This is a genomic window from Paraburkholderia sp. Tr-20389, assembly GCF_017104565.1.
Taxonomy (GTDB): Bacteria; Pseudomonadota; Gammaproteobacteria; order Burkholderiales; family Burkholderiaceae; genus Paraburkholderia.
Genome location: NZ_JAAGPD010000035.1, coordinates 88,032 through 111,997 on the forward strand (window position 1 = coordinate 88,032; position 23,966 = coordinate 111,997).

Below are 23,966 nucleotides of genomic sequence, written 5' to 3' on the forward strand. Positions count from 1 at the left end.
CCGCCGGGGGGTGAATCGTTTTTTCACCGTAGCATCGCGCGCTTGCTTGCAGGAAAGGAGACACACGATGGTCGAGGACACGGTGCTGGAACATCTACGCGCGCTGAACGGCGCGCAAACACTCGCCATTCACAGCTGCACCGTTTCGCCGCCGATACAGCATCCGTGGGGACGCTCGTACCGGCTCGTCGAATGGTCCTTCAGGCACGACGTTGAATCCTTCCGGCGCGTCGTGCCTGCCGAGAGCACGCCTCTTCAAATTGCCGAGGCCGTGATGTCGCACGTGCCGGGGCGGCGTTTCTGCCAGCCTGGCGGATAGCCTGCGCGCCACACAGCGCAAGGCGCTCGATACGCGCGCCACGGGCGTTTGATGCCTGGTTGCCGTTCTTCATCACGCATTCCTCCACGCAGACATCGCCGGCCGCGCTTGGGCGGGCGGAAACACATTCCATGATCCGTCGTCGTGACGGAAGAAAAAGATCGACAGCAGGCCGTTGGGGCGCACCGCCTCCACGCACACACAGCGACGGTGCATCTGCGAGCGGCAGAACCTCACGACGCGCGCGGGCATCGCGGGTGTCGGTGCGAGCCATTTGTCGACTGCCCAGTGCAGGGTTTTTCCGGTCGGGCTCATGGTGGTCTCCTTCGCTTTCCTGATCGCTTTTACGGCATTCCGCGCCGTGAACTTCAATCGTCACTGTTCAATTTCGATGCTCATGCTGCGTTAACAACGGCACGGCCTGTTTTCATCCGGTTGGCGACAAATGCGCTGATCAGGCAGACCACGGCATGCACGCCGGTGCGCGGATGCGTGAGGCATGCATGAACCTGTTCGCTGCGGCTTTCGCCGAGCAGGCACCATGCGCAGAAGTGCTCGCAGTTGTTCGTCAGCAGGCGATAGCTGTTTTCGCCGAGGCGCGAGCGGGCGCGCAGCACGGTTTCTTCGCCGGAAAACTTCGGAAACGGATGCGGACGCACGGCAACGGCATGACCGTCGGCAAAGGCTTCGAGTGCCACTTCTTCGACGGGACCGCGATGTGCGGACTTCGCGAAACCTGCGTAGTGAATGACCTTGCCGCCGCCGGCGTAGATGCCGTGGTGTTCGTAGCCGCGGCGTTGCGTGATCAGATGGGCACCGAGTGCGGGTTCGTCGCTGGAACCGTCGAGCGCGACATCTGCGGATGCATAGGCTGCCGCGCGATTTGCACCTTGTTCACTGCCTGATTGTTGGAGGTTGCGGTTCATGGCTTTGTCCCGGTATCCGATTCAAAAGGCCAACACTGTTGCAGACTCTTTTGCATCAACCGGGCCATGAACGCTAAGCTCATGATTTATCTTGGAATTTAGCCATGAACGGGTGATCTGCGAGGGTTCGGTGTAGGGATTCGACCAACAGAATTTCTGGCGATTGTGTTGTCCACGCACCATCACATTTCGCCGCTCGCGCGAGCCGCGCAGGTGAGAGGAATGTGTTGGCTATCCCATCGCTTGCCGCGCGGCGCTGTTGGACGACTGCCAACGTGTTGCGCCTCTCGCGCGCGACGCGTATGCGCGCGTGCTTCCGCTATCGCCCGCCCAGCAAGCGCCCGCGAAAAAGTGCCTGCACGCGCCGCAAATTGGCACAGCCCTTGCACCTTATGTCGCAACTTCCCTTTGAATTGCGGCCGCATGACGGGCGGCCAACCGGAGACACACCATGGCATCCATCACCATCGACGACATTCCTCACAACCTCGCGCTCGATCGCAAGGCCATGTCCGCCATCAGCGGCGGCGGCGGCGCGCCGTGGGTATTCGGCTGGATCACGCCGTATGTGCACGACACGCCGAGCGTCGGCCCTGTCGTGAACCTGTACGACGTCACGAACAACTTCTATGCTAACCAGATGATCAACCAGTTCCAGACGGTCGACGTTCGCAACACCGGCAACAACTCGAGCATCAACGTGACTCCTGACGCCAACAGTACGAACCGGGCTTAGATGCCGTGACCTGTATCAGCCAATTCCGCTGGGCTTCCGCAGCGCGCTCCGACACGGGCCGCGTGCGCGAGATCAACGAGGACGCCTGCCTCGACCAGCCGCAGCACGGCCGCTGGGCCGTGGCTGACGGCATGGGCGGACACGATGTCGGCGATCTCGCGAGCCAGCTCGTGATCGAGACACTCGGCCAGTTGCCGGAACAGACAGGAATCAAGCATTGCATCGCCGATGCGCGGGTGCGCCTGCAGAACGCAAACCGTCAGTTGCGTGAAGAAGCGAGCCGCAGGCAGGTGCAGCGTATCGGCACGACCGTTGTCGTGCTGCTCGCGTGCGACCGCTTCTGCGGCTACCTGTGGGCCGGCGACAGCCGTATCTATCTGTTGCGGCAAGGGCAGTTGCGCCAGCTGACGCGCGATCACAGCCAGGTGGAAGAACTCCGGCAGTCCGGCCATCTGACCGATGAGGAAGCGCGCAATCATCCGGCACACAACATCATCACGCGAGCCGTCGGCGCGACCGATCATCTCGATCTCGACGAAGACGCGATCGAAGTCGCGGACGGCGATGTGTTTCTGCTGTGCAGCGACGGCCTGAGCAACGAAGTGACGGACGCCGAAATCCAGCAGACGCTGGCAAGCGTCGATTGCCTTCATGCACCCGGCGAACTCGTCGATATCGCGCTGGCGCGCGGCGGACGCGACAACATCACGGCCGTCGTCGTACAGGCGGAAGACCCGCAAGCATCAGACAAAACGCTGCTCAATCCGGCACCCTGATACGTCGATCCGGCGACGGGCGCGTCATCCTATGTCGGCTTCGTCGTTCGCTTCCTCGTCGTCCTTGCGCGCATTCGCTTGCGCGTGCGCGCGCCGGAAATCCTTCGAATGCAGGCCGTGCTTCTTCAGCAACATCTGAAGATGCGAACGGTTCATGTCGACGCGGCGCGCCAGTTCCGCGACCGTCCCGCCCACTTCCTGCAAGCCGCGTTGCAGGAAGGCCTTCTCGGCTTCGTCGCTGGCGGCGCGCTTCGCGTCGCTGAGCGACAGCAGGTTCGTCACGTTTGCCGTGCCGTTCGCCGCTTCATTCGCGACACCGAATATCGATGCCGCAACGGGTGACGTGGGCCGCATATCCGTCGGCAGATGATCGACGTCGGCAATATCGCCCGCCAGACACGAGATGCGGTACATCACGTTGCGCAGTTCGCGGATATTGCCGGGATACGCATACGTCAGCAGAAAGTCCCTCAATTTAGGCGTGATTCTGACCGGACGGCGTTTCAGCGCGCCCGCCGCTTCATCGCCGAAGTATTGAATGAGCAGAGGGATTTCATCGCGCCTTTCGCGCAGCGGCGGCAATGTCACGTGAATGACGCTGAGCCGGTAGAAAAGATCTTCGCGGAACGTGCCCTGCTCGCTCAACTTGCGCAGATTGCGGTTGGTCGCCGCGACGATGCGCGTGTCGACGCCGATCGGTTCGTCCGATCCGACGCGCTGTATTTCATGCGCTTCCAGCACGCGCAGCAGTTTCACCTGCCCCGTCAAAGGCAACTCGCCGATTTCGTCGAGAAAGATCGTCCCCGTATGCGCGCTTTCGAACTTGCCTTTACGATCGTTTGTCGCGCCCGTGAAGGCGCCCTTTCTGTGCCCGAACAGCTCCGACTCCAGCAGATTGTCGGGGATCGCGCCGCAATTGACGGAGATAAACGGCTTGTCCGAGCGACTGCCGTTCGCGTGGATGACCTTTGCCATCAGCTCCTTGCCGGTACCGCTCTCGCCGTCGATCAACACGGGCAGATCGGTCGGCGCGGCCTTCTCCGAAATTTCGAGTGCTTCCAGCAGTTTCGGATTGTCGCCGAACGTGCCCTCGAAGATAAAGCTGCGCGCAAGCAGCGCCTGGCGTCGCGCGCCGCGCGACTGGTCGCCGCGCAATGGCTCGACGACGGCCGCCTGCACGAAGCGCTCCTTGTGCGACATCTGCATCACTTCGTCGCGCAACGAACTCGCCTGTTTCAGGAGCTTTTCGATGTCCGCCCTTTCGAGCCGCGACGACCAGCGCAGCGTCGAACGCAGGATCTCGATCTTCTCGATCAACCCCGCATACGAGAGGGCCGAGCCGCTTTCATCAGGCTGCTGGTCAAGTATCTTCATCATGCGCTCAGCTGTTTCTGGACGAGCTGGTAGTACATGCCCTTCCGGTTGACCAGTTCCTCATGACGCCCCTGCTCGACGATCGCGCCTTCATAGAGCACCAGAATCTTGTCGGCGCGCATGATCGTGCTGAGCCGGTGCGCAATGATGACGGCCGTGCGTCCCTTGAGGATGTCGTGCATGTTGCTGAGAATGTTGCTTTCCGATTGTGTGTCGAGTGCCGACGTTGCTTCGTCGAACACGAGCAGCCGCGGATCGTGATACAGCGCGCGAGCGATGCACAGCCGCTGTATTTGCCCGCCCGACAAGCCGATGCCGCGTTCACCCACGATCTGCTCATAGCCGAGCGGCAGCTTCGCAATGAATGCGTGTGCGTCGGCCATCTTCGCGACTTCCTCGATGCGGCGCCGGTCAGGCGTGTCGTCGCCACTCGCGATGTTCTCCGCAATCGTGCCGGAGAACAGCAGATTGGTCTGCATCACATAGCCGATCTGCGCGCGATAGAACGCCTTGTCGATCACGTTCATGTCGTAACCGTCGACGGTCATCTTGCCTTCGCTCGGCGTATAGAAACCGACCAGCAGCTTCGCGAGCGTGGTCTTGCCCGACCCGCTTCGTCCGACGATCGCGATGAGTTCGCCCGGTTTGATATCGAAGCTGATGTTCTCCAACACGTACGCGCTGTCGGTGTCGCCATAGCGGAAGTAGACGCCGTTCAGGCCGATCTCGCCTTGCAGGTCCGGCAGCATCACGCGTGAAGGCAGATCCTCGGGCTTCTGCTCGGGCTCGATATCCAGCACGTCGCCCAGCCGCTCCATCGCGACACCCGCATCGTTGAGCATGCTCCACAAACCGACGAGCCCCATCAACGGCGACAGCACGCTGCCCATGAATGCATTGAACGCAATGAGCTGACCGATCGTCATCTCACGCGCGAGCACGAGATTTGCGCCGACCCAAAGAATCGCGATGGTCGTCGCCGCGTTCAGCAACTGGCTGATGAAGCCGATCAGAATGTTGAAGGCGTGTGCGCGGTACTGCACTTCGAGCGCTTTCGCGTACTTCTTCTCCCAGCGCAAGCGAACGGGCCGTTCGATGCCCATGCCTTTCACCGTTTCGACGCCAGACAACGCCTCCATCAGGAAAGACTTCGAATCCGTCGCGGCCGCGAATGTCTCACGCGCATAGTTCTTGATCTTGGGCGTCGCGATCAGTGTGAGCGCCATGATGGGGATGACGAACGCGATCAGCACGAAGGTCATTTTCGCGTTGTAGAAGAACATGATCGCGAAGTAGATGAATACCATCAGCAGATTGAGCGCCGTCGTCACGGTCGACTCGGTCAGAAACGCGCGGATCGTCTGGTTCTCCTGGAAGCGCGCGAAAATATCGCCCGTCTTGCGTTTGGCAAAGAACGAGAACGGCAGCGACATCGTGTGCCTGAAGAACTGCGACATCATCGCGAAGTCCATGTTGCGCACCATGAAGTTCGACAGGTACGCGCGGATCATCGACATCAGCTGCGAGAACACGTTTGAAATGATCAGACCGAGTATCAGCAGATGCAGCAGGCTGATGTTCTGATGCACGATCACGCCGTCCAGAATGTTCTGGATGATCAACGGCGGAATCACGCCTAGCACCTGGATCACGAAGGTCGCGAGGAACAGATGCAGCAAGATTTTCTTGTACGGCGTCAGATAGCCGATAAAGCGCAGCCACGGCGAACGCGACGCCGACAGCTGCACGAGATTCGGCCCCGGCGCGAACAACAGACAGGTGCCGCTCCAGCCGCGCTCGAAATCTTCGAGGCTTAGCTTGCGGAAGCCCAGCGCGGGATCGGCGAGCCACACGTGATCTTTCGACACGCCGTACACGATGATGTAGTGATAGCCTTCCCAGTGCACGATGAACGGCAGATCGAAGCCGCGCAATGAATCGAACGTGCACTGCACGCCGCGCGCCGAGAAGCCGAGCGATTCACCCGCGCGGGCCAGACTGTCGAGCGTCGCGCCCTGTGTCGTCACATTCGCGAGTTCGCGCAGCTTGCCGAGCGTCATCGGAATGCCGTAGTGCTTGCAGATCATCGCGAGACAAGCGGCACCGCAGTCCATCTCCTCGGCCTGTTCGACGAGGCCGAAGCGGCGGATCACCCGTTCGCCCAGTTCCGGCTTCGTGTGCAGATCGAGTCGCAGCGGCATCTTGCGCCGCTGCTCGATGCGCTTTTGCCGGTCCAGTTCCCGGTCCGCATACTTGATGCGCTCGTCGAGCACCTCGCGCAACTTGGGATTGCGTTCGAGAATGAAATGCACCGTGCGCTCGGGAATCACGAGCAGCCGCGTATCCGTCGTCGCGATCGCCGACGCCGTCTGCTCCTGCCGCATCAGGCACGCCTTCTCGCCGAAGATCTCGCCTTCGCGCAGGGTGGCGAGCGTGTAGTCGTTGCCGTCCTCGTGGCGCACGATGCGCACTTCGCCTTGCCGCACCACATAAAGCCGCCGGTCGTCGCGCGCGTCCTGCTTGAGAATTTCCTTGCCCGCGGCGACGCGCTTGACGCCCACGCTGCGCACATACTCTTCCAGTTCCTGCTTGTTCAGCTTGCCGCGCAGATCGAATAGCTGGGCAACGAATCCGCCCGCCGAATTGATCGCAACATAGCTCGCGACGAATGCGAGTGCCGCCTGATTCCCTGCGATGATCGACTCGATCGCCGCGCGCGGAATGAACAGCAGTTCGGTCTTGCCCGACGAGCGCACGGACGATTCATGCACGTAGGCGCGCAGCATCGCGATGTCGGCGAAGACCTCCGTCGTCTTGCGCACGCCCATGCTGATCTCTTTACCGTGCTCTTCGGTGAAGATACGCACCGAACCGGACTTGATCACATAGAGACCGTCCGCCGGATCACCGACGTTGCACACCGTTTCGCCAAACGAATAGAAGCGCGATTGCACATGCTCCGCGATGCGTTCGAGTTCTTCGCGCGTGAACGGCGACAGTATCTCGACCGTCGACAGGAAGTCGGCAGTGGAAGGCGTGGTTTGCGGTGCATCCATGATGCTTGCGGTCCCCGGCAACAGCGCGTGTCAGTCAGAGCGCTTCGATGATGTGTTCCTGCGCGCGCGTCATCAGCCACTGTTCGCGCAACAGCCGTTTGATCTCCGACGCGACATCCGCATCGAGCTGCGCCGGATACTTCGCCGTCACCGCGAAGATCTCGAAGCACGAGCGGTCCGGCGAAGCGAACGGCCCCAGCAGATCGCCCACCCCTGCATTGAAGATCTTCGCCTCGATATCCGGCTTCAGCGAACCGCGCAACACCTTGCCGATCACGCCGCCCGAATCTTTCGTATCGGCGATCGAATGCTCGCGCGCCATCTCGGCGAATGCGTCGGGATCGTCGTGCAGATACGAGATCATTTCCTTGGCCTTGCCTTCGTCGTCGAGCAGGATGTGGCTTACTTCCAGCGCGTCGAACTTGGGGGAATTCATCGAAAAGTACTCTTCGATCTCGCCGTCGCTGCCCACCTTGTCGAGCATCTTTTCCTGGTACAGGCCGTCCGTGATGAACGCCTCGAAGTCGTCGAGGGTGATCTTCAGCGTATCGAGGTACTGGTTCATGTCGGCCGCACGATGCAGCCCCCGCACGCGGCGGAACTGGTCGGCGCGCTCCTGGATCTCATCGGCGCTCACGGTCACGCCGTGCTTCTTCGCGGCGTGCACGGCCAGCTTGTCGCGCACCATCTGCTCGATCAGGCTCTCGAACTGGCCCGTGAGTTTCAGTAGACGTATGAATTCGCCGACATCCACGACTTCATCATCGATTCGTACGATCGCGGTCATCTCGTCCGCTCCTCTAGTGGTGGCCCGAACGAACAGGCGGGCTGGCGGTTGTACTCGTGGTCAAGCTTGCGATGCAGCGCATTCAGATAACGGTCCACCTATCCGGCCAGTTGCCTGAACGGGTCCAGCCCCAGATCGATCAATCGCCGTTCGCGCACGACGATTTCGGCACTCGCCGTCATGCCGTAACGCAGCGGATAACGGTTTTCTGCGATCTGGTAGTAGTTCTTGTCGAGTTGAACGCGGCCTTCATAGACAGGCTGCTTGTCCTGCCCCGACGGCTTGGTCGCCGGCGAGATGTACGCGAGCGTGCCGTTGATCAGACCATAGCGCTGATACGGGAACGCGTTGAATTTCAGCTTGACGGTCATGCCTTCGTGCAGGAACGCGCGGTCGCGCTCGGCAATCTCGATCTTCAGAACGGGGCGCGCGTCCTTCGGCGCAATGCCGCCGAGCGGCGCATTCGCCTGGATCTTGTCGCCCGTTTGCGTCGACGTGACATCCGTGATGACGCCCGAAGTCGGCGCGAGTATCAGCAGAAAGTTGTCCTTGTCGATGTTCTCGAAGCGGATGCGCGCGGCGGCTTCGGCCACGAGGCGCGCCGTCTGCAATTGCAGGCGCAGCTTCTCTTCCGTGCTGGTGATGTCGCGGATCAAATCATCGTATTGAAGCTGCAGCGTCGTGGCCTGCTGGCCGCTCGTTTCGAGTTGCGCGTTCGCTTCTGCATATTCGTGACTCAGCTTGAAGTCGAGTTCGGTGAGTCGCGATTGCGCGACACGGTACGCGTTTTCCGCTTCCATGTAGGTATTGCGCTTCGCCTCCACCTGCAACTCGGCGACACCGCCGCCGCCGGGCTGCGCGAACAGGCGCGCGTATTTGTCCGCTTCCTGGCGCGCCGCATCGCGTGCGCGGCGCGCGTTGTCGAGCGTGCTGCGCGCTTCTTCCAGTTGCGCTTTCTGGCCTTCGGCGAGCTTCGTCGTCCCTTCGGAAATGCGGTTTTCGTGCAGACGCTCTTCGACTTCGAGCTGATCCTTAAGCGCGGCCGCCTTGCGTTCCATCAGTTCTTTTTTCTGCGGAAACTCTTTCCACTCGCGCTCGGCGTCTTCGAGTTTCAGCTGTGCCTGGAGCGCATTGGTGGCCGCTTCGATGGCTCCGCGCGCGTTGATCCGCGCGAGCACGTCGCCCTTCGAAACCGGCTGCCCTTCGGCGATATACAGGTCGGTGAGTTCGCCGTCGATAGGCGCATAGATGCGCCGCACGTCCGATTCCGGCGCGAGCGTGCCCTGCGCCGTGACGATCACGTCCGCGCGCCCGAAGAACGACCACAACAGACCCGCGACGACGAGCCCGACCATCGCCAGCACGAGCGCCTGCGCGATGCGCACGGGTTCCGCCGTGAGAATCTCCACGCCCTCGGCGCTGTGATCTTCGAGCGCTTCGTAGAGCGGCTTAGGGTGATTGTCGCGCTTCACTTTCGTCACTGCCTCCAATCAACGCGAGTTTGGATTTGAGCAAGCCCGGCTCGAGCACCATCCGCAGTTCCTGCAGCGAGCGGCGCTGCAATTGCGTTTCCGCGTCGATGTCGTCGAGCAACTTGTCCGAACCGTCCGGATGCGGCGCCTTCAGTTGCGTATACACGCGCATGCCCTGTTGTGCCGACGTGTTCGCGCCCGACAGCAGGCGCGCCTGATTGCGAAAACCATCGGAGATACCCGACTCCAGCCGCTGCGTGCCGCCGATCGATCCATTCGCGCGATACTGCCGCCACGCTGTCTGCGCCCGGTTGATCAGGTCTTGCGCGCGGGCCAGCGCCTTGTCGCGCAGTGCGTTGACATCGCCCTGAACGGCACGCACGTAGTACGCATCTTCGACGGGGTCGAGACTGGCGTAAAAGGACAGCAGCTTGTCGTCGCGATCGCCTGAACCACGGTTCTTCTGCAGGTCGGTGAACTGATCGAGCAGCGCTTTCTTGTGCGCGAGTTCGGCGGCGATCACATCGGACCACGGACCGACCGGCATCGACTGCAACGCGGCCAGCGCCTGCTGGCTGTCGCCGCTTTGCCATGCGGCGCTCGCTGCGTCGTGCCTCGCGATCACATCGGCGGAAGGCAGACGGCTTTCGCTCAACTGCCTGTACTGCGCCTGAAACGGCGGCGTCCTGAAGTTCGCGTGTTTCATCAGCGGCAGCAGCGGTGTGAGGTGACGCGCCGTCATTTCGTTGAAGATATCCGTGTACTGGCGCAGGTCTGCTCTCGCCACGTCGAGTCCGGCGAGACGCGGATAGCGCTGCGCATAGTCGTCGAGCACGGCGGGCAGTGCATCCGGCTTATCACCCGCCAGTTCCGTCGCGATGGTCGAATTGAGACGCTCGATCGCGGCGAGGTACACCGAATCGTCGCTTTGCAGCTTGCGCAGATGGCTCATCGCCAATGCATAGGGCTCGGTAAATTCGGGCACATACGACGCGATGCGATCGAGTATCCGCTGATGTCCTTTCGCGTCGTCGTTCCAGCGTTTCAAAAGATTGGAGATGCGCCCTTCATCGCTATAGATGCGAATGGGGGCATCGGGACCGCCACGGCCGACGACGAAACTCTCCAGGTCGCCGACCCACTTCAGCTGATCGATGAGCGCGAGCGCATCGGGGTTGTTCCCGCTCGACGCGCGCATGCCTTCGATCAGCGCCGCGGCACGATCGAACTGCTTCGCCTGCAACGCCGCCAGCCAGCCGGGCGCGCGCGCCTTCATCAATGCCTCGCTGGCGAGCGTCCGGATTGCATCGCTGAGGGGATGACGTCGCAACGACGATGTGGCCGCATCCGCCGCCTCTTCGTATTCGCCCGCCGCGAGCAGGTTCTTCACTTCGCGTTCCGCCGCACCGCGCATGTAAAGTATGACGGCAAGGCCTGCGACGACGACAAGCACCGCCAGACCTCCCCAGCCGATGCGATGCACCGTCGTGCGGTCGCCGCCAGCGAACGTGCGCATCACTTCGCGCATCACCAGTTGCCAGCGGCGGCGCGGACGGCCTGCCTGCGTTTCGGTCGACTCATCCGGCGTCAAAGGCGGCGCGTTCTCGTTGACTTCGTCTTCGCGCTGCAACGCGCGATCGACGCAGAAGATGTCGAGAAACGAGTGCGCCGCGCCGACGAAGGTCGTCTTGTCGGGATCTTCGGCTGGCATCGCCATCGCAGGTGCTGCAGGTGCTGCGGGTACGGCACTCACGGGCACGCCCAGCGCGGCGGCGGGCGGCGTCATCTGGGTCACGGTAGGCTCGATTTCGAACGATTTCGCCAGTGCTACCCGATAGACGAAATAATCGCCGCCAAATCCAATCGTGTCGCCGTTTTGCAGCGCGACCGCCGATTCGCCGAGACGCTTGTGATTGACGAACGTGCCGTTGGTGCTGCCGAGATCTTCGATCCACGGCTCGCCGCTCTTCAAAAAGATGTGCGCGTGTCGCCGCGAAATGTAATTGACCTGATGCGGATAACGGTCCTTATAACGCGCGAAAAGCTCGTCCGTCTTGCTGACGAGGAACGGAAACGCGCTGATGTCGATCGGCTCCAGCCCCAGATCGATACGCTGTGGCTCGAGCGTCAGCGTCAGATGCTGTACGCCGCGTGCAGAGGCGGAACTGAACGGGCGCGGCTCGATTGCAACGCGATACGTCAGGTCGCCGCCGAAGCACAGCTCGTCGCCGGCGCGCACGCGCGACGGCGTTTGCCGCACGGCAATGCCGTTGACGGTCGTGCCGTTCTTGCTGTCGAGATCGGCCACATAGACCGCGCCATGCTCGCTAAAGATGCGCGCGTGACGCCGCGAAAGCCGCGTGATCAGATCGCGCGGATAGTCGGCAAACGGCGCCTCGCTGCGGCCGATCGCGAACAGATCGTCGACGATGCGGATGGGGCCGAGGGACGCGTGCGAGACGGGCAGCAGCAGGACATCGAACTCCTTGTCCAGAGCCGCCCGCATCTCAGCAATCGGAGCTTCGCCGGGATTCATCTCTTTGCATCACTAAGCGTGGACACGAACAGAGCGTTCAACAGGCGCGGCGACCAAGGCGTATTCGACGCAGCCGCTCCTCTGACGATATGAGCGGCTAATCAGGAATTTTAAGTCACGCATGGTGTTAGTCAATTATGGGTACGGCTAATGCGGTCGAATACGGCAAGCGGTTCCTTGAGCCTTCCTTTAAGAACCGTGCCAGCGTTTTCCAGCCGTGGCTTTTGGCCTTGTTCCGCTGCGTCGCTTCATTCCTTCACTTGAGCCTGCACATTGACCGCGGGCCAGCCGCCACCGAGCGCCTTATAAAGCTGTACCGTGTCTGACAGTATTTGCTGGTGATTCGTCAGCAGATCGAGTTGCGCCTGAAGCAGCGTGCGTTCCGTTTCGAACACTTCCAGTTGCGACACGATGCCTTCGCGCAATTGCGACTGCATCTGCTCATTGACGACGCTCAGGCGCTGTACTTCCTGTTGCAATTCGACACGCTGCTGCTTGTGCGAATCCAGATTGACGAGTGCGTTCTCGACTTCTTCGAATGCGCCCATCACGGTTTGCCGGTATTGCTGCTCGGCGACCGTCGTCTGCGCTTCCGTCGTTTTCACGTGAGCCCGCACGCTCGGATCCAGCAGCGGAATATTGATGCTCGGCATGAAGCCGAACGTGAATGACTTCAGCATATCGGACAGCGCGAAACTCGCCGTACCGCCATGTCCCGTCAGGCTGATGGTCGGCAGTTGCGCGAGCTTTGCTTCGCCGACGAGGTTGTACGCTTCGAGCACGCGCAATTCGGATGCAACGATGTCGGGCCGGCGCGACAGCAATTGCGAAGGCAGTCCACCCGGCACGGGCGGCAATTGCACGCGCTGCTGCAGGTGTCCGACGGGCACGGTGAATTCGCCCGCCGGCACGCCGATCAGCGTGCACAGCGCGTTATTCGCAAGGCTGCGCGAACGGCGCAGATCGAGCAGATCCTTGGTTAGACGATTGACCTCTGCCTGCTGGCGCATCACCTGCGTCTTCGGAATCAGGCCGTTACGGCTCTGGCCGTCGAAGATCGACAGAATGGTGCGGTTCTCGTCGACCATTTTCTGTTGCGCGACGATCTGGTCGTCGAACTGGAGAATCTGGAAATACGTGCTCGCCACATTCGACACCAGCTCGAGATAGCCCGCGCGCCAGTCGGCTTCCGTTGCGTGGAATTCGGCCTTTTGCGCCTGCACGCCCTTTTCGACCTTGCCCCAGATGTCGATGTCCCAGTTCACCTGGCCCGCCACGTTGTACTGCTTCGTGAACGGCTGTCCCGTCACTTTCTGGAAATTGGCGCCTGCGCCGAGATCCGCCGTAGGCAGTGCGCCCGCCTTCGCTTCGCCGATCTGCGCACCCGCTACGTCGATGCGCGCGGCCAGTACCTTGATGTCGAAATTGCCTGCAATCGCCTTGGCGATCAAGTCATCCAGATACGGGTCCTGGAAGCCTTTCCACCAGTCGGGCACGATGGTGTCGGCGGGCGAAACGAGCGAGCCCGTCTTGTCGGACCACGCTGCCTTGGCGGGTGTGTCGGGACGCTTGTAGTCGGCCATATGAACGTCGACGCAGCCCGCGAGCAACGCCGCGCAAGCGGCAGCGGCACTGAATGCGCGTGCAACGGCAACGATGGAACGCTTGCGCTGCCCTTCGCGACGGACATCCGCGTGACGGCGGGCCGGCGAGTCGAAGTTCGAACAGCAGGCGACGAACGAATCAGGCAACGCAGACACGATATTCTCCGATCTTTCCCGGCTGTACTGCACGTGCAGAGCGCGCCTTTCAAGTAAAGCACGTCCAGCGCGGCATCTCTATCGATGTCGGTGGATTTCGTTCGGCGTGGAATGCGTGCGGTGACGCGGCGGTCGTGTGGACAGGACGATTGGCTTTTCGATCTTTTTGACGACGTGTGATGCAGATTGCTTCCGTACCGTTGAGGAAGCCCGCGGAGGCTGGTCTGAACCTCCGCGGATAACGCCGTGTGCTTAGTGCACGGTGACGTTGTTGTTGGCCGTCATCGTGGGCTTGATCGTCGTGTCCAGGCCTTCCGCGAACGCGTTGTTGTTGCCGCTCACGTTGCTGATGTTCATTTGCTGCGAGATCAGCTGCTGTGCGTCGACGTGCTTGCTGTTGTCGAAGTCGAGCTTGATGCTCGGGAAGTACGGATAGGCGAGGTAGCCGCCGCGGACAGCCTTCATCGACTTGCTGTCGAGTTCTTCGGTGACGGACAGGTCTTTGATCATCAGTGCGCTCATGACAGTTCTCCTAAGAGGGAAGCGAAGATTCGCTAAGGTGTTTCGGGTTTGGGTTCGAGCATCTTGTCTGCTCGAGCCTTACTAACGCATAGGCTGTGCCAATTGCCCTGCCAGAACCGCGAAAAACCTGCGAAGCCTTGCTGCCATTGGGTTGTGAGTCAGACCGCATTTGCGCATACGAATTTCATGGGCTTTGATCAGACCACCAGGTGCCGTCGTACGGCCAACATTCGACGCGAAACTGTTGGATTGCTAAAGACATCACCGGGAACATGCATGAAAACAGCGCTAAAACACTCGGCTATTGAGCACACACGTTCGTTCACTTTGCGATCACTGTGATCTTCTTCGAATAGACCGGCGGGTCGTGCGGAATGTGATTTTCGTCGCCCATCAGCAACTGGAGCGTGTGCTTGCCGGGCGGCAAGGTAATCGTCGTTTCCGTTTCGCCCGCACCGAAATGCAGATGCTGGCGATCCGATGGAATCTCCTGGTCCATCGGCGGCAAGTCCGTGTCGATCAGCAGATGATGGTGGCCTGTGTTCGCATACTTGACGCCCTTGGGCGCGACGCCCATGTAGCGCAAGCCGAACCACACACGAAACGGCTTGTTGGCGGGCACGACCTGTCCGTCGTTCGGATAGCCGATATAGGCGTGGGCATCCTTGGGTGCCGGCGTCGGCCCGGCGAACGCCATATTCATCGAAGCGAGAGCGGCAAGCGCCGCAGCGGCAACAACGTTCCTGATCATGGCTGATGCTCTCCGTCTTGCGTGGTGCGCGCCGGGCATGCAGGCGCATGCGCGCACGCGTGCTCACTTCACGATGATGGTGATCTTCTTCGAATAGACGGGCGGATTGTGCGGCACGTGGTTGAAGTCGCCGAGCAGCAGTTGCAGCGTATGTTTGCCGGGCGGCAGTTCGATGCGCGCATCCGTTTCGCCTGCGCCAAAATGCAGGTGATTCCGGTCAGAGGGAATTTCCTGATCCATCGGCGGCAGGTCCGTGTCGATCAGCAGATGATGATGTCCCGTGTTCGGCACATTGACGCCTTTAGGACACACGCCCATATTGCGCAAGCCCATTCGCACCCAGAGCTTGCCGCCCGTAATGACGGTGCCGTCCGCCGGCCAGATGATGTACGTCTCCGCGCCGGGCGGCGAAGGCGTCGGGCCTGCCAATACCTGCGCCGAAGCGAGAAAGAGCGCGCCGATAGCCGCGAGCCTTATTCTTCTTTGCATTGCGCATCTCCCAGGGAGGGTCTGTGCTGCTTGCTTCCGTTTTAGCTTAGGACGTAACTTGTCAAAAAGATACGCCATGCTCGTTAACCTTCTGACGTTCTCACTGCGTGCTATCTTTTGTAAGGGTGATCTGCGCGATGGGGTGCCTGACAACGGTATCGCGAGTGTCGGGCTGCATGGCGAACGGCAACGATCATGATCGAGCCGCTTCGTCCGATGACGAGGTTCTGTCCAGAACTTCCAGAACAACCAGGATCTGAAAATGTGGCGAAAACTCCTGCTGGTATGCATGATCGGGGCACTCCAGATGCGAGGAGCCGACGCGCAAACGCTGCCGCACGGCGCGCGCGATGCCACTTCCCATATTGCTGCAAACGATGCGCTGAGCGGCCGCACTGAAACGGAGACACGCAAGGTCGCGCTCGTGATCGGCAACGCGAGCTATTCTTTTGGCGCGTTGCCCAATGCATCGCGCGATGCGCAAAGCGTCGCCGATATGTTGCGCGCGCAAGGCTTCGATGTCGTGCTTCGCACCGATGCAAGCGCACAGCAGATGCGTGACGCACTCGCCGATTTCCGCCGCCGCTTGCAGCCGGGCGGCATCGCCCTGTTCTATTTCGCGGGCCACGGCTTTCAGGCGGGAGCCAACACGCGACTGGCATCCACTTCCGCCGATACGCATGCGCCGGCCACGTTGATGACGGACAGCATCGACCTGTCGAGCGTGTTCGACACACTCGCCGCGCCGCGCGCACATGCACTCAATCTGATGGTGCTGGATGCATGTCTTACGCAACCATTCGAGCCCGCCCGCCTCACGACGTCTTTGCCCGCGCAAACCCTGATTGCATACGCGACGGCGCAAGGCGGCGAGGCCGCCGATGGAACCCGTCATGGCATCTTCACGGGCGCATGGCTGCGTGAAATGCACCGTGCGCCGGATGAACCCGTCGACACGATGTTCGCTCACGTAGCGCGACGCGTCACGGAAGAAACAGACGGCGTGCAACGCCCGTGGTCCGCGTCGTCGTTGACGGAACCCCTGCGTGTTTTCGCTTCGGTCGATCAGCCGATGCAAGCCGACGATCAGGCGAACCTGGTTGTTGCATTGAACAGCCGCGGCATCTTGCCTAAAGACAGCAACGAGCAATATGAACTGACATTCTGGGAATCGATCAAGGACAGCAATTACGCGAGCGACTATGAAGCGTATTTGAAGGCGTATCCGAATGGCCGCTTTGCGACGCTCGCGAAGGCGCGTATCGACAGGCTCAAGGCCTCCGGGCAGACAGCGCCGCCTGCGACGCACGCGGCGCCCGCATCCGCGCCGCCGCACCCTGCTGCTGCGGCGCCAACGCCTGCACCAGCGCCCGCTCCGCAAGCCGCGCCTAAGGCCGCTGCAACGCCTGCTCCGGCACCCACGCCGGCGCCCGCGCACGCAGCCGCTGGCGGCGAGAGCAAGGACTGCGCGGCATGCCCCATGATGGTCTCGCTACCGGCGGGCTCCTTCACGATGGGCAGCAATTCCGACGATCCCTCCGAGAAGCCGCCGCATCGCGTGACCATTTCAGCGCCGTTCGCGATCGGCAAATACGAAGTGACCGTCGAGCAATGGAACGCCTGCGCGGACGTCAACGGATGCCCGAAGCTGGCAACGGAAAGCAATTCCGTGAAGAACGCACCCGCGCGCGATCTCAGTTGGGACGATGCGCAGGCCTACGTAAAATGGCTGAGCAAGGTCACGGGCAAGACGTATCGTCTGCCGACGGAAGCCGAATGGGAATACGCGGACCGTGCCGGCACGACGACGAAGTACTGGTGGGGCGACTCGATGCGCAAAGGCATGGCCAATTGCAAGGACTGCGGCGATCCGTATCACAAGGAGGCGCCTGAGCCGGTGGGCAGTTACGCGGCGAATCCGAATGGCTTGCACGACATGAACGGCAGCGTGTGGGAATGGGTCGGCGATTGCTGGCATAACTCATACCAGGGCGCGCCCAATGACGGCCATGCGTGGGACGCGCCGGGCTGCAACATGCGCGTGATTCGCGGCGGCTCATGGCGCGAAGGCGGTGACTACATGCTGACGTCGACGCGCTTCAAGTACAGCCAGAGCGTGCGTCAGTCGCAAGACGGCTTTCGCGTCGTGAAAGAACTCAAGTGACGTGATCTGACGAGAAGCCCGAGCAGATCGGCGCGGGCTTTCTCAATGCGCGCGCGCCTTGCTCGTGATCTGCGCGAAGTCCGCGACGATATGGTCCTGGCCGTATTTGGCGGCAAGCTGTTTGAGCCGTGCATCGAGTGCGCGCAGATAGTCCGCACGCGATTCGCTTTCGGGACGCGGCGCATCGAATAGCGGTGCAGGCGTGATCAGCAGGACGACCATCTCCTGTCCGAACGGCTTCGAAATGATCCAGTCCCCGCCGCTGCCCACAGTTGCCGAGTAGTTCGCGGGCGCCTGATTCCCCGACACGCGCGGCCCCGGCACCATATGCACGACACTGCCGTCGAGCACGTAATAATCGATGTTCACATACGAGTCGTAGCCCGGCGTCCTGACATCGACGACGAGCGGATCGCCCTCGGTGAGCACGCCATTTGGCATGCGCGCCGTCAGCGACGCGATGTGTCCCGCCTGCCAGTTATGCGTCCAGTACGAGCCGAGTTGCTTGAGCACGTCGCATTTGTCGCTGCTCACGTGCTGCACGTCGACCTTCGTCGACGCAACGCCGGGCAGGGTTCCGAGACGCTCGTTGACTTGCGCTTCGCCATGCTGCGGCACGAATCCGCGCACCTGTACCGCGCGATCCTGGATCTGCGAGGCGAGCGCCGAACACGGTAACGACGCGAGCGCCGAGGTGACGGCCGCGAGTGTCGGAGGCGCCGGCGGCGCTGGCGTGCTGGAGGGCGGCGCGGACGCGACTTCAGGCTTCGACGGCACGACAGGCGTGATGGGCTGCACAGGGGTCGCGCCGCCGACCTGTGATCCACCCGCATCGGACGCGGCACTCGTCTGCTGCGTTGCATTCTCCTGTTCGAGCGTCCGCGACGCGCGATAGAAGTACAGCGCGCCGCCCGCCGCGCACGCGAGCGCGAGTCCCGCCACACCGGACTTCATCAGCATGCCGGTGCGATCGGTGCTCCCCGTGGACTTCGACGCGGACGCACGCTCCTGCGCACCGAACTCTTCGACGAAGCGCGACACCGTCGGCGTACGCGCCTTGCGATCGAATGCCAGTGCCGCGCGCAATGCGCGCCATTGACGGTTGCCCAGGTTGTCCGGCCGCTGCGGCTGGCGATTCGACGCGCGTGCCTGCGTCGCCGATTGACGGTCGAACGGATGACGGCCGGTCAACAACTCGTAGGTGATGCAGCCAAGCGCGTAGATGTCGTCGCGCGGATCGGGCTCGAGATGTTCGAGCATTTCCGGGCTCGCATACGCAGGCGTCAACGCGCCGAGGCTGCCCGGATCGAACACGGTGGCATCGCTCTCTTCCTCGGGACGCTGAAACACGCGTGCGATGCCGAAATCGATGACCTTGACCTCGCCCGTGTCGGTGAGGAACACGTTGGCGGGCTTGAAGTCGCAATGCACGAAGCCGCGCTCGTGCGCATACGCGAGCGCGCTCGACATGCCGCGGACGATCGGCAGCGCGGACTGAACGGGCATGCCCTTGAAATCCGGCGTGCGCAGTATCTGGCTGAGCGGCTTGCCGGACAGATACTCCATCGTCAGATAGACGATCGCGCCGTCGCGGTCGAAGTCGTAGACGGTGACGATGTTGCGATGCGCGAGCACCTGCGCCTTGCGCGCTTCGCGCTGCAATGCGATCAGCGACTTGGGGTTGCCGCGGAACTGCGTATTCAGCACCTTGATCGCGAGGTATGGCTTGCGGTCCGACGCTTCGAGCTTGCGCAGATCGAGCGCCTTGTACACGGTGCCCATGCCGCCCACACCCAGACATTCTTCGAGCACGAAGCGGTTGTTCAGCGTATCGCCCGTGCCCTTCACCTGATCCAGGTTCGAGGCGGGCACGTCATTCGTGCGGCCCGGCGGCGGCGAGACGAGATGCTCGGGCACCGTCTGCATGCGCGTTTCCTCGCCGCCCGCCGCGGCAAGATGCGACACGGGCATCTGTTCGATACGGCGGCGCACTTCCGCGTAGAGATCGGGAGGCAACGGCTTCCTGACCTGCGCTTCGCCGAGTATTTCGAGCAGACGAGCCGAGCCGACACCTTCCGTTGTGAGCGTGCTGTCGAGTTGAGCGACGAACGCGTCCTGCGTAAGCGCGCCGCTCTGAAAGTCCCGAATCACGTGCGCAAGGCTGGCCATGTGTTCAAAGCGCTGCAGCTCCCGTTGATCGAAGAATTTCCCTGTCGTAACCAATTACATGTGCTCGTTCGATAGTAGCCCGCACGTATGCCTTTCGCAAACCAGGATTGGCCCGCGACACGGCGGGTGTCATGTGTCGCGATGCATCCAACAGCTTCGAGCGCTCAGTTGGCCGCTCGCCATCAGCTTTCCGGTACCGCTTTGGCTCGAAGCGCTCTGCCCCAAACACCCTCTGTATCGCGAAGCCTTGTGCAGCAAGGCTTGCGCATTTTTTCGCCGACCTGCTCGCATGACTGGCACAGCCTATGCGTTAGTGAGGCTCGAGCAGACAAGATGCTCGAACCCAAACCGAAACACCTTAGCGAACCTTCGCTTCCCTCTTAGGAGAACTGTCATGAGCGCACTGATGATCAAAGACCTGTCCGTTACCGAACAACTCGACAGCAAGGCCATGAAGGCCGTTCGCGGTGGCTTCGTTAGCTACCCGTACTTCCCCAGCCTCAAATTCGACTTCGACAACAGCAAGACGGTCAGCGCCCAGCAACTTGTAAATCAAGGCCTGAATATCGACAACGTGAGCGACAACAACAACGCTTTCGTTTCGCACCTGCCGACCACGATCAAGCCGACGATGAAGGCGAACAACAACGTCACCGTTTCGTAAGACACCACACGCAGTCGACGGGGACCGGGAGCGCCACTTGTCCGGCGCTTCCGGGCAAACAGCTGCCAACCTATTTCCTTGGAGAACGATTATGTCGTCCATCATGATTCGCGATATCGACGGCCAGCGCACGCTCGGCCGCCACGAAATGTCCGCCGTGTCGGGCGGTACGGGAACGCCCGGCCTGACCGGCAACTCGTGGCTCGCGGGCCTCGGCCCCGTCGCCAACGTCAACATCGGCATCAACCAGAACATCACGCAGGCGCAGTTCATCAACGTCGAAACGCTGAACGGCAGCATCGTCGGCCCCGGCGTGAAGCTGCCGAGCATCAACCTCAGCCCGAAGCTTGTGGCCAATACGAACGCTCTGGTGTGACAGCGCGCTGTCGTGGAGGACCGGGGGCCTCCGCACAGCGTCCGCAATGCTCGCCAGCCCACACCGCAGCGAGCCTGAATTACCTATACTGGTTGTTCGAGTCCTACGCGTTGCCGTCATCGATCGAAGCGCACATCGGTCGCGACGGCACTACGCGATATTTCTTCTGGAACGGCCATGCCCAAGCTCATCATCAAGGATCTTCCCGAAAGCGTCGAACTCGATCGCGCGGCCATGACCGCCATCGTCGGCGGCGCACGAACGGGTGGACGCTTCTTCGGCGTCACCGCGCAGGCGTTGCCGGCGGCGACGCGCGTCGTCGACTATCCCGTGGGCTTCCCGACGGCCGCACGCCAGCCCGTCGACGAACGCATACCGCCGCAGAGCCTGTTGCGCAAATAACAGCTGTCTCGCTTCTCGTCATATGCCGCTTGCCTGATGGCTGGCGGCATGTGCTTGCGTGTCCACGCCCGCTAGAGCAAACCGCCCGACTCCCCAGCGCGTCTGTTTTATTCCGCCAACTCTGCGCGTGTAGCGGTGCGGCCCTCGCCAACACTTTCTCGTTGCTATCCCGGTCAACCCTGCGTATACACGTCGGCCCCGCGCGTTATTCCCTTATGTGGCGGCGCTTTTGAAGCGCAATGTGTGCTGACGCACATTGCGGCTTCAAATCGGCATATGCGTTGCGGCATGAAAAGCGAGCGCCGAATCGTGCTCGTCAAACCCGCATCAGGAGAACTGCCATGAAAGCCACTGTCATCATCAAGGATCTACCCGCGCCTACCGATCTCGAACGGAATGAGACCGCACTGACGCCGGAAAAGATGAAACGCATCGTCGGTGGAGCGAGCGTTGCCGTGACTGTCGATGGCACACGGCCAGGTACCGTCGATGACTTCGGCATCAACTGCGCTATTTTCGAAGGACGGATCAAGGGGACGATGATCTGAGCGGCGCGTCGTGCAGGAGGTCTCTCTTGTTTGTCGTGGCTGGAGAGACCTTGTGCGCCGCCTCGGCTCCTGCCAACTTGACGCATCTGCATGCGTAATCTTCATGGGCGCTACAGACGCGCTGCCGTCACAGCAAAAGCGTTATCGCAAGAGCGACGTCACCAACACCGGAGCGGAAATGCGCATCGCCAGGACTGAAGCACTGCATGCCCGCATGAGCACTCTGCTAGAAAGAAACCTCACCGAAACATAGCGACTTTCGCGGAGACATCAATGGGTCCCTATCGCGTGGGCTGCCGCATTTTCCACTACCGAGTGCTGCGACGGTCCCAAAACAAAAAAACCGCCCATGAGGCGGTTTCGATCAGGCGGCTTTTGGGAACCAGCCGGCGTCCGTGTCCTGGAAGATCATCTTTTCTTCAACCTTGCGATCCCGGTTAGCGATACGCTCGATCAACTCTTTCAGCTTGACGTTGCCGTCTACCGTTTCGAGGTAAATGGCACGAAACATCCGGTCAGCGGTCTTCGGGATTTTGCCTCGCTTTTCCCAAAGAGCAACTGTCTGCTCAGTCGTCCCCAACAAATCTGCCAGACGGTGCTGAGAGAGATCTAACTCTTTGCGCAGGAACCGAAACTCGGCTCCTGTCAGATAGCTCTTGCACGCGAGCTTGCGCCCGATGGCGCGATGGAGTCCATCCGCATCTTCGATCGATACCGCCTCGCCGTACTTTGTCTTCCTTACGTTGTAGCCGTTTGCCAGCCACACGTTTTGTAGCCCTGCTTCTGTGTAGTGGTACATGGCCGTTCCTCAAAACACCGTGACAACTACGATCCAATCGCCTTCGTCGTCGCGCTCCAGCGCTGCGGCAACTGATACATCGTCGCCGGCATGACGCCAGACGAGCGTGCATTGCCAACTCCCATGCAAATTCATATGCGCCGGCTCTGACACTGCGCCGCGCCGAAGGCAATCGTAGATCTGAGTCGGCGTGATCCTGCGCTGCTTCATCCGCTGCTTCGCGTGCTTGCAGAAGAATACGCGCGCCGTATCGGCTGCCGCTTCACGGATCAACCGTTGGAGGTTGGCGTCGTTTAGCTTGAGCGGAATGGGCTGGATCGATATACCCATAATTATTATGGGTAGCGCAAGAGAAGGCAAGGGGAACTTCACTGACGAAAGGGGTAGTGAAATGCTTCGCGCTTTACCCGCCAACGAACTGGCGCGCGCAGAACGACACGCCGCGCAACAGGCCGGGATCGAACGTAGAAGGAGACGGATCGCGCCGGATGAGGAGTCCGGCATCGCCCCAGCCAGAGCTAGATCCGCCATGCGATGCATTATCAGCCAGGGCGCCCGTTGCGTCATTACGCAAGTTAACAAAGGACTCTTTCCGGATGCGTCAAAATAGGGCTGCGCATGCCCATCCGCTAAGATAGCGGCCCAGACCCGAACCGACCTCACGACGCTCGCCGCCTTGCCGACCTTCACTCTTCCCTCCGCGCTCCAGGCAGAGCTCGAAATCCGCAAAAGCCGCTTCATCGCCTACGCGATCCCCGTCGCCGACCGCGACGCCGCGATGGACGAACTGCGACGTCTGCGCGAAGCGCATCCGGCGGCCACGCATGTCTGCTGGGCATTGCTGGCGGGCGGCCAGTCCGGCATGTCGGACGACGGCGAGCCGTCCGGCACCGCAGGGCGCCCGATCCTCGAAGTGCTGCGTCATCACGATCTGGACGGCGTGCTGGCCGCTGTCGTGCGCTATTACGGCGGCGTGAAGCTCGGCGCGGGCGGCCTCGTACGCGCCTACACGGATGCGATTGCAACGGCGCTACAGGACGCACCGCGTGTCGAGCGGATCGCGCTTGCGACGCTGGAAGTCGAGATCGGCTATCCCGACGAAGCACGCGTGCGCCGCTGGATCGAGCAGGAGAATCACGTGCTCGAAGCGAGCGCGTATGGCATGAGTGTGCAATTGACGATACGCATGCCCGTCACTGCAATTGATAACGCCCGCGAAGCGCTGCGCGACATCACACAAGGGCGCGCCATTTTCCCTGAGTCTGCCTGAGCGAACCAAAAAACAAAACGGCCGCGTGCCGGAGAAGTACTCCCCGCACGCGGCCGTTCTCAGCCGTCTT

General features: G+C 61.3%; 23 protein-coding genes. 9 read left to right on the top strand and 14 right to left on the bottom strand.

Features of this window, described 5'->3' with window-relative positions:
• The first annotated feature begins 67 nt into the window (after window positions 1–67).
• Window positions 68–319 carry a DUF2866 domain-containing protein gene (locus G3N95_RS27960; RefSeq protein WP_205973329.1) on the top strand — a complete coding sequence of 84 codons (252 nt, stop codon included), beginning with the start codon at window positions 68–70 and terminating at the stop codon, window positions 317–319.
• A gap of 72 nt (window positions 320–391) precedes the next feature.
• Here G3N95_RS27960 and G3N95_RS27965 read toward each other — a convergent pair whose 3' ends face one another.
• Window positions 392–634, bottom strand: a complete 243-nt coding sequence (locus G3N95_RS27965; RefSeq protein WP_205973330.1) for a hypothetical protein — start codon at window positions 632–634, stop codon at window positions 392–394.
• 80 nt (window positions 635–714) lie between these two features.
• On the bottom strand, window positions 715–1,245 hold the full coding sequence (locus G3N95_RS27970; RefSeq protein ID WP_205973331.1) for a lecithin retinol acyltransferase family protein: 531 nt from the start codon (window positions 1,243–1,245) through the stop codon (window positions 715–717).
• Window positions 1,246–1,696: 451 nt separating this feature from the next.
• On the opposite strand from G3N95_RS27970, the gene G3N95_RS27975 reads away from it, so the two are divergent.
• A complete protein-coding gene (locus G3N95_RS27975; protein ID WP_205973332.1) occupies window positions 1,697–1,981 on the top strand; it encodes a hypothetical protein in 285 nt (94 codons plus the stop codon).
• A 5-nt stretch (window positions 1,982–1,986) separates the two neighbouring features.
• A complete protein-coding gene (locus G3N95_RS27980) occupies window positions 1,987–2,757 on the top strand; it encodes a protein phosphatase 2C domain-containing protein (RefSeq protein WP_205973333.1) in 771 nt (256 codons plus the stop codon).
• Window positions 2,758–2,781: 24 nt separating this feature from the next.
• On the opposite strand, the gene G3N95_RS27985 is transcribed toward G3N95_RS27980, so the two are convergent.
• The 9 genes from G3N95_RS27985 to G3N95_RS28025 all read right to left on the bottom strand — a co-directional run bounded on the left by G3N95_RS27985 (window position 2,782) and on the right by G3N95_RS28025 (window position 15,504).
• Window positions 2,782–4,134 carry a sigma-54 dependent transcriptional regulator gene (locus G3N95_RS27985; protein WP_205973334.1) on the bottom strand — a complete coding sequence of 451 codons (1,353 nt, stop codon included), beginning with the start codon at window positions 4,132–4,134 and terminating at the stop codon, window positions 2,782–2,784.
• Window positions 4,131–7,187 (bottom strand): peptidase domain-containing ABC transporter, encoded by a 3,057-nt coding sequence (locus G3N95_RS27990; protein ID WP_205973335.1) that lies wholly within the window; start codon window positions 7,185–7,187, stop codon window positions 4,131–4,133. Before G3N95_RS27990 ends, G3N95_RS27985 begins: the two co-directional genes overlap by 4 nt.
• A 34-nt stretch (window positions 7,188–7,221) precedes the next feature.
• Window positions 7,222–7,974 (bottom strand): peptidylprolyl isomerase, encoded by a 753-nt coding sequence (locus tag G3N95_RS27995; RefSeq protein ID WP_205973336.1) that lies wholly within the window; start codon window positions 7,972–7,974, stop codon window positions 7,222–7,224.
• A gap of 98 nt (window positions 7,975–8,072) precedes the next feature.
• On the bottom strand, window positions 8,073–9,446 hold the full coding sequence (locus tag G3N95_RS28000) for an HlyD family efflux transporter periplasmic adaptor subunit (protein WP_205973360.1): 1,374 nt from the start codon (window positions 9,444–9,446) through the stop codon (window positions 8,073–8,075).
• Window positions 9,424–11,982: an FHA domain-containing protein gene (locus G3N95_RS28005; protein WP_205973337.1), complete on the bottom strand. Its 2,559-nt coding sequence runs from the start codon at window positions 11,980–11,982 to the stop codon at window positions 9,424–9,426. The genes G3N95_RS28000 and G3N95_RS28005 overlap by 23 nt, the downstream gene beginning before the upstream one ends.
• Window positions 11,983–12,230: 248 nt before the next feature.
• A complete protein-coding gene (locus G3N95_RS28010) occupies window positions 12,231–13,640 on the bottom strand; it encodes an efflux transporter outer membrane subunit (RefSeq protein WP_205973361.1) in 1,410 nt (469 codons plus the stop codon).
• A gap of 354 nt (window positions 13,641–13,994) precedes the next feature.
• A complete protein-coding gene (locus tag G3N95_RS28015) occupies window positions 13,995–14,264 on the bottom strand; it encodes a hypothetical protein (RefSeq protein WP_205973338.1) in 270 nt (89 codons plus the stop codon).
• 322 nt (window positions 14,265–14,586) lie between these two features.
• Complete coding sequence (locus tag G3N95_RS28020; protein WP_205973362.1) at window positions 14,587–15,012, bottom strand: DUF4399 domain-containing protein; 426 nt, start codon at window positions 15,010–15,012, stop codon at window positions 14,587–14,589.
• 66 nt (window positions 15,013–15,078) lie between these two features.
• On the bottom strand, window positions 15,079–15,504 hold the full coding sequence (locus G3N95_RS28025; RefSeq protein WP_012403145.1) for a DUF4399 domain-containing protein: 426 nt from the start codon (window positions 15,502–15,504) through the stop codon (window positions 15,079–15,081).
• 262 nt (window positions 15,505–15,766) lie between these two features.
• On the opposite strand from G3N95_RS28025, the gene G3N95_RS28030 reads away from it, so the two are divergent.
• Entirely contained in the window at window positions 15,767–17,668 is a 1,902-nt protein-coding gene (locus G3N95_RS28030) for an SUMF1/EgtB/PvdO family nonheme iron enzyme (RefSeq protein WP_205973339.1), read from the top strand.
• A gap of 42 nt (window positions 17,669–17,710) precedes the next feature.
• On the opposite strand, the gene G3N95_RS28035 is transcribed toward G3N95_RS28030, so the two are convergent.
• On the bottom strand, window positions 17,711–19,837 hold the full coding sequence (locus tag G3N95_RS28035; RefSeq protein WP_205973340.1) for a serine/threonine protein kinase: 2,127 nt from the start codon (window positions 19,835–19,837) through the stop codon (window positions 17,711–17,713).
• Between the two features lie 394 nt (window positions 19,838–20,231).
• Here G3N95_RS28035 and G3N95_RS28040 point away from each other — a divergent pair, with 394 nt between their 5' ends.
• The 4 genes from G3N95_RS28040 to G3N95_RS28055 all read left to right on the top strand — a co-directional run bounded on the left by G3N95_RS28040 (window position 20,232) and on the right by G3N95_RS28055 (window position 21,827).
• The gene (locus G3N95_RS28040) at window positions 20,232–20,501 is read left to right on the top strand and encodes a hypothetical protein (RefSeq protein WP_205973341.1); all 270 of its coding nucleotides are present in this window, start codon (window positions 20,232–20,234) and stop codon (window positions 20,499–20,501) included.
• A gap of 91 nt (window positions 20,502–20,592) precedes the next feature.
• Window positions 20,593–20,877: a hypothetical protein gene (locus tag G3N95_RS28045; RefSeq protein ID WP_205973342.1), complete on the top strand. Its 285-nt coding sequence runs from the start codon at window positions 20,593–20,595 to the stop codon at window positions 20,875–20,877.
• A 177-nt stretch (window positions 20,878–21,054) separates the two neighbouring features.
• On the top strand, window positions 21,055–21,279 hold the full coding sequence (locus tag G3N95_RS28050) for a hypothetical protein (protein WP_205973343.1): 225 nt from the start codon (window positions 21,055–21,057) through the stop codon (window positions 21,277–21,279).
• 341 nt (window positions 21,280–21,620) lie between these two features.
• Complete coding sequence (locus tag G3N95_RS28055; RefSeq protein ID WP_205973344.1) at window positions 21,621–21,827, top strand: hypothetical protein; 207 nt, start codon at window positions 21,621–21,623, stop codon at window positions 21,825–21,827.
• A 364-nt stretch (window positions 21,828–22,191) separates the two neighbouring features.
• On the opposite strand, the gene G3N95_RS28060 is transcribed toward G3N95_RS28055, so the two are convergent.
• Together G3N95_RS28060 and G3N95_RS28065 are read right to left on the bottom strand one after the other, a co-directional pair.
• Window positions 22,192–22,626 (bottom strand): helix-turn-helix domain-containing protein, encoded by a 435-nt coding sequence (locus G3N95_RS28060; RefSeq protein WP_205973345.1) that lies wholly within the window; start codon window positions 22,624–22,626, stop codon window positions 22,192–22,194.
• Between the two features lie 9 nt (window positions 22,627–22,635).
• Window positions 22,636–22,986, bottom strand: coding sequence for a DUF4258 domain-containing protein (locus G3N95_RS28065; RefSeq protein ID WP_241018992.1), 351 nt, complete (start codon window positions 22,984–22,986; stop codon window positions 22,636–22,638).
• Between the two features lie 316 nt (window positions 22,987–23,302).
• Here G3N95_RS28065 and G3N95_RS28070 point away from each other — a divergent pair, with 316 nt between their 5' ends.
• Window positions 23,303–23,896 (top strand): YigZ family protein, encoded by a 594-nt coding sequence (locus G3N95_RS28070; protein ID WP_205973346.1) that lies wholly within the window; start codon window positions 23,303–23,305, stop codon window positions 23,894–23,896.
• The last annotated feature ends 70 nt before the right edge of the window (window positions 23,897–23,966 follow it).

What these genes read in the sequence shown, in the direction of transcription:
- G3N95_RS27990 (WP_205973335.1), bottom strand. Translation starts at nt 7,187, where the DNA reads ATGGATGCACCGCAAACCACGCCTTCCACTGCCGACTTCCTGTCGACG.
- G3N95_RS28035 (WP_205973340.1), bottom strand. Translation starts at nt 19,837, where the DNA reads ATGGCCAGCCTTGCGCACGTGATTCGGGACTTTCAGAGCGGCGCGCTT.
- G3N95_RS27975 (WP_205973332.1), top strand. Translation starts at nt 1,697, where the DNA reads ATGGCATCCATCACCATCGACGACATTCCTCACAACCTCGCGCTCGAT.
- G3N95_RS28015 (WP_205973338.1), bottom strand. Translation starts at nt 14,264, where the DNA reads ATGAGCGCACTGATGATCAAAGACCTGTCCGTCACCGAAGAACTCGAC.
- G3N95_RS28060 (WP_205973345.1), bottom strand. Translation starts at nt 22,626, where the DNA reads ATGTACCACTACACAGAAGCAGGGCTACAAAACGTGTGGCTGGCAAAC.
- G3N95_RS27960 (WP_205973329.1), top strand. Translation starts at nt 68, where the DNA reads ATGGTCGAGGACACGGTGCTGGAACATCTACGCGCGCTGAACGGCGCG.
- G3N95_RS28045 (WP_205973342.1), top strand. Translation starts at nt 20,593, where the DNA reads ATGTCGTCCATCATGATTCGCGATATCGACGGCCAGCGCACGCTCGGC.
- G3N95_RS27985 (WP_205973334.1), bottom strand. Translation starts at nt 4,134, where the DNA reads ATGATGAAGATACTTGACCAGCAGCCTGATGAAAGCGGCTCGGCCCTC.
- G3N95_RS27995 (WP_205973336.1), bottom strand. Translation starts at nt 7,974, where the DNA reads ATGACCGCGATCGTACGAATCGATGATGAAGTCGTGGATGTCGGCGAA.
- G3N95_RS28050 (WP_205973343.1), top strand. Translation starts at nt 21,055, where the DNA reads ATGCCCAAGCTCATCATCAAGGATCTTCCCGAAAGCGTCGAACTCGAT.
- G3N95_RS28025 (WP_012403145.1), bottom strand. Translation starts at nt 15,504, where the DNA reads ATGCAAAGAAGAATAAGGCTCGCGGCTATCGGCGCGCTCTTTCTCGCT.
- G3N95_RS28005 (WP_205973337.1), bottom strand. Translation starts at nt 11,982, where the DNA reads ATGAATCCCGGCGAAGCTCCGATTGCTGAGATGCGGGCGGCTCTGGAC.
- G3N95_RS27970 (WP_205973331.1), bottom strand. Translation starts at nt 1,245, where the DNA reads ATGAACCGCAACCTCCAACAATCAGGCAGTGAACAAGGTGCAAATCGC.
- G3N95_RS28030 (WP_205973339.1), top strand. Translation starts at nt 15,767, where the DNA reads ATGTGGCGAAAACTCCTGCTGGTATGCATGATCGGGGCACTCCAGATG.
- G3N95_RS28040 (WP_205973341.1), top strand. Translation starts at nt 20,232, where the DNA reads ATGAGCGCACTGATGATCAAAGACCTGTCCGTTACCGAACAACTCGAC.
- G3N95_RS27965 (WP_205973330.1), bottom strand. Translation starts at nt 634, where the DNA reads ATGAGCCCGACCGGAAAAACCCTGCACTGGGCAGTCGACAAATGGCTC.
- G3N95_RS28055 (WP_205973344.1), top strand. Translation starts at nt 21,621, where the DNA reads ATGAAAGCCACTGTCATCATCAAGGATCTACCCGCGCCTACCGATCTC.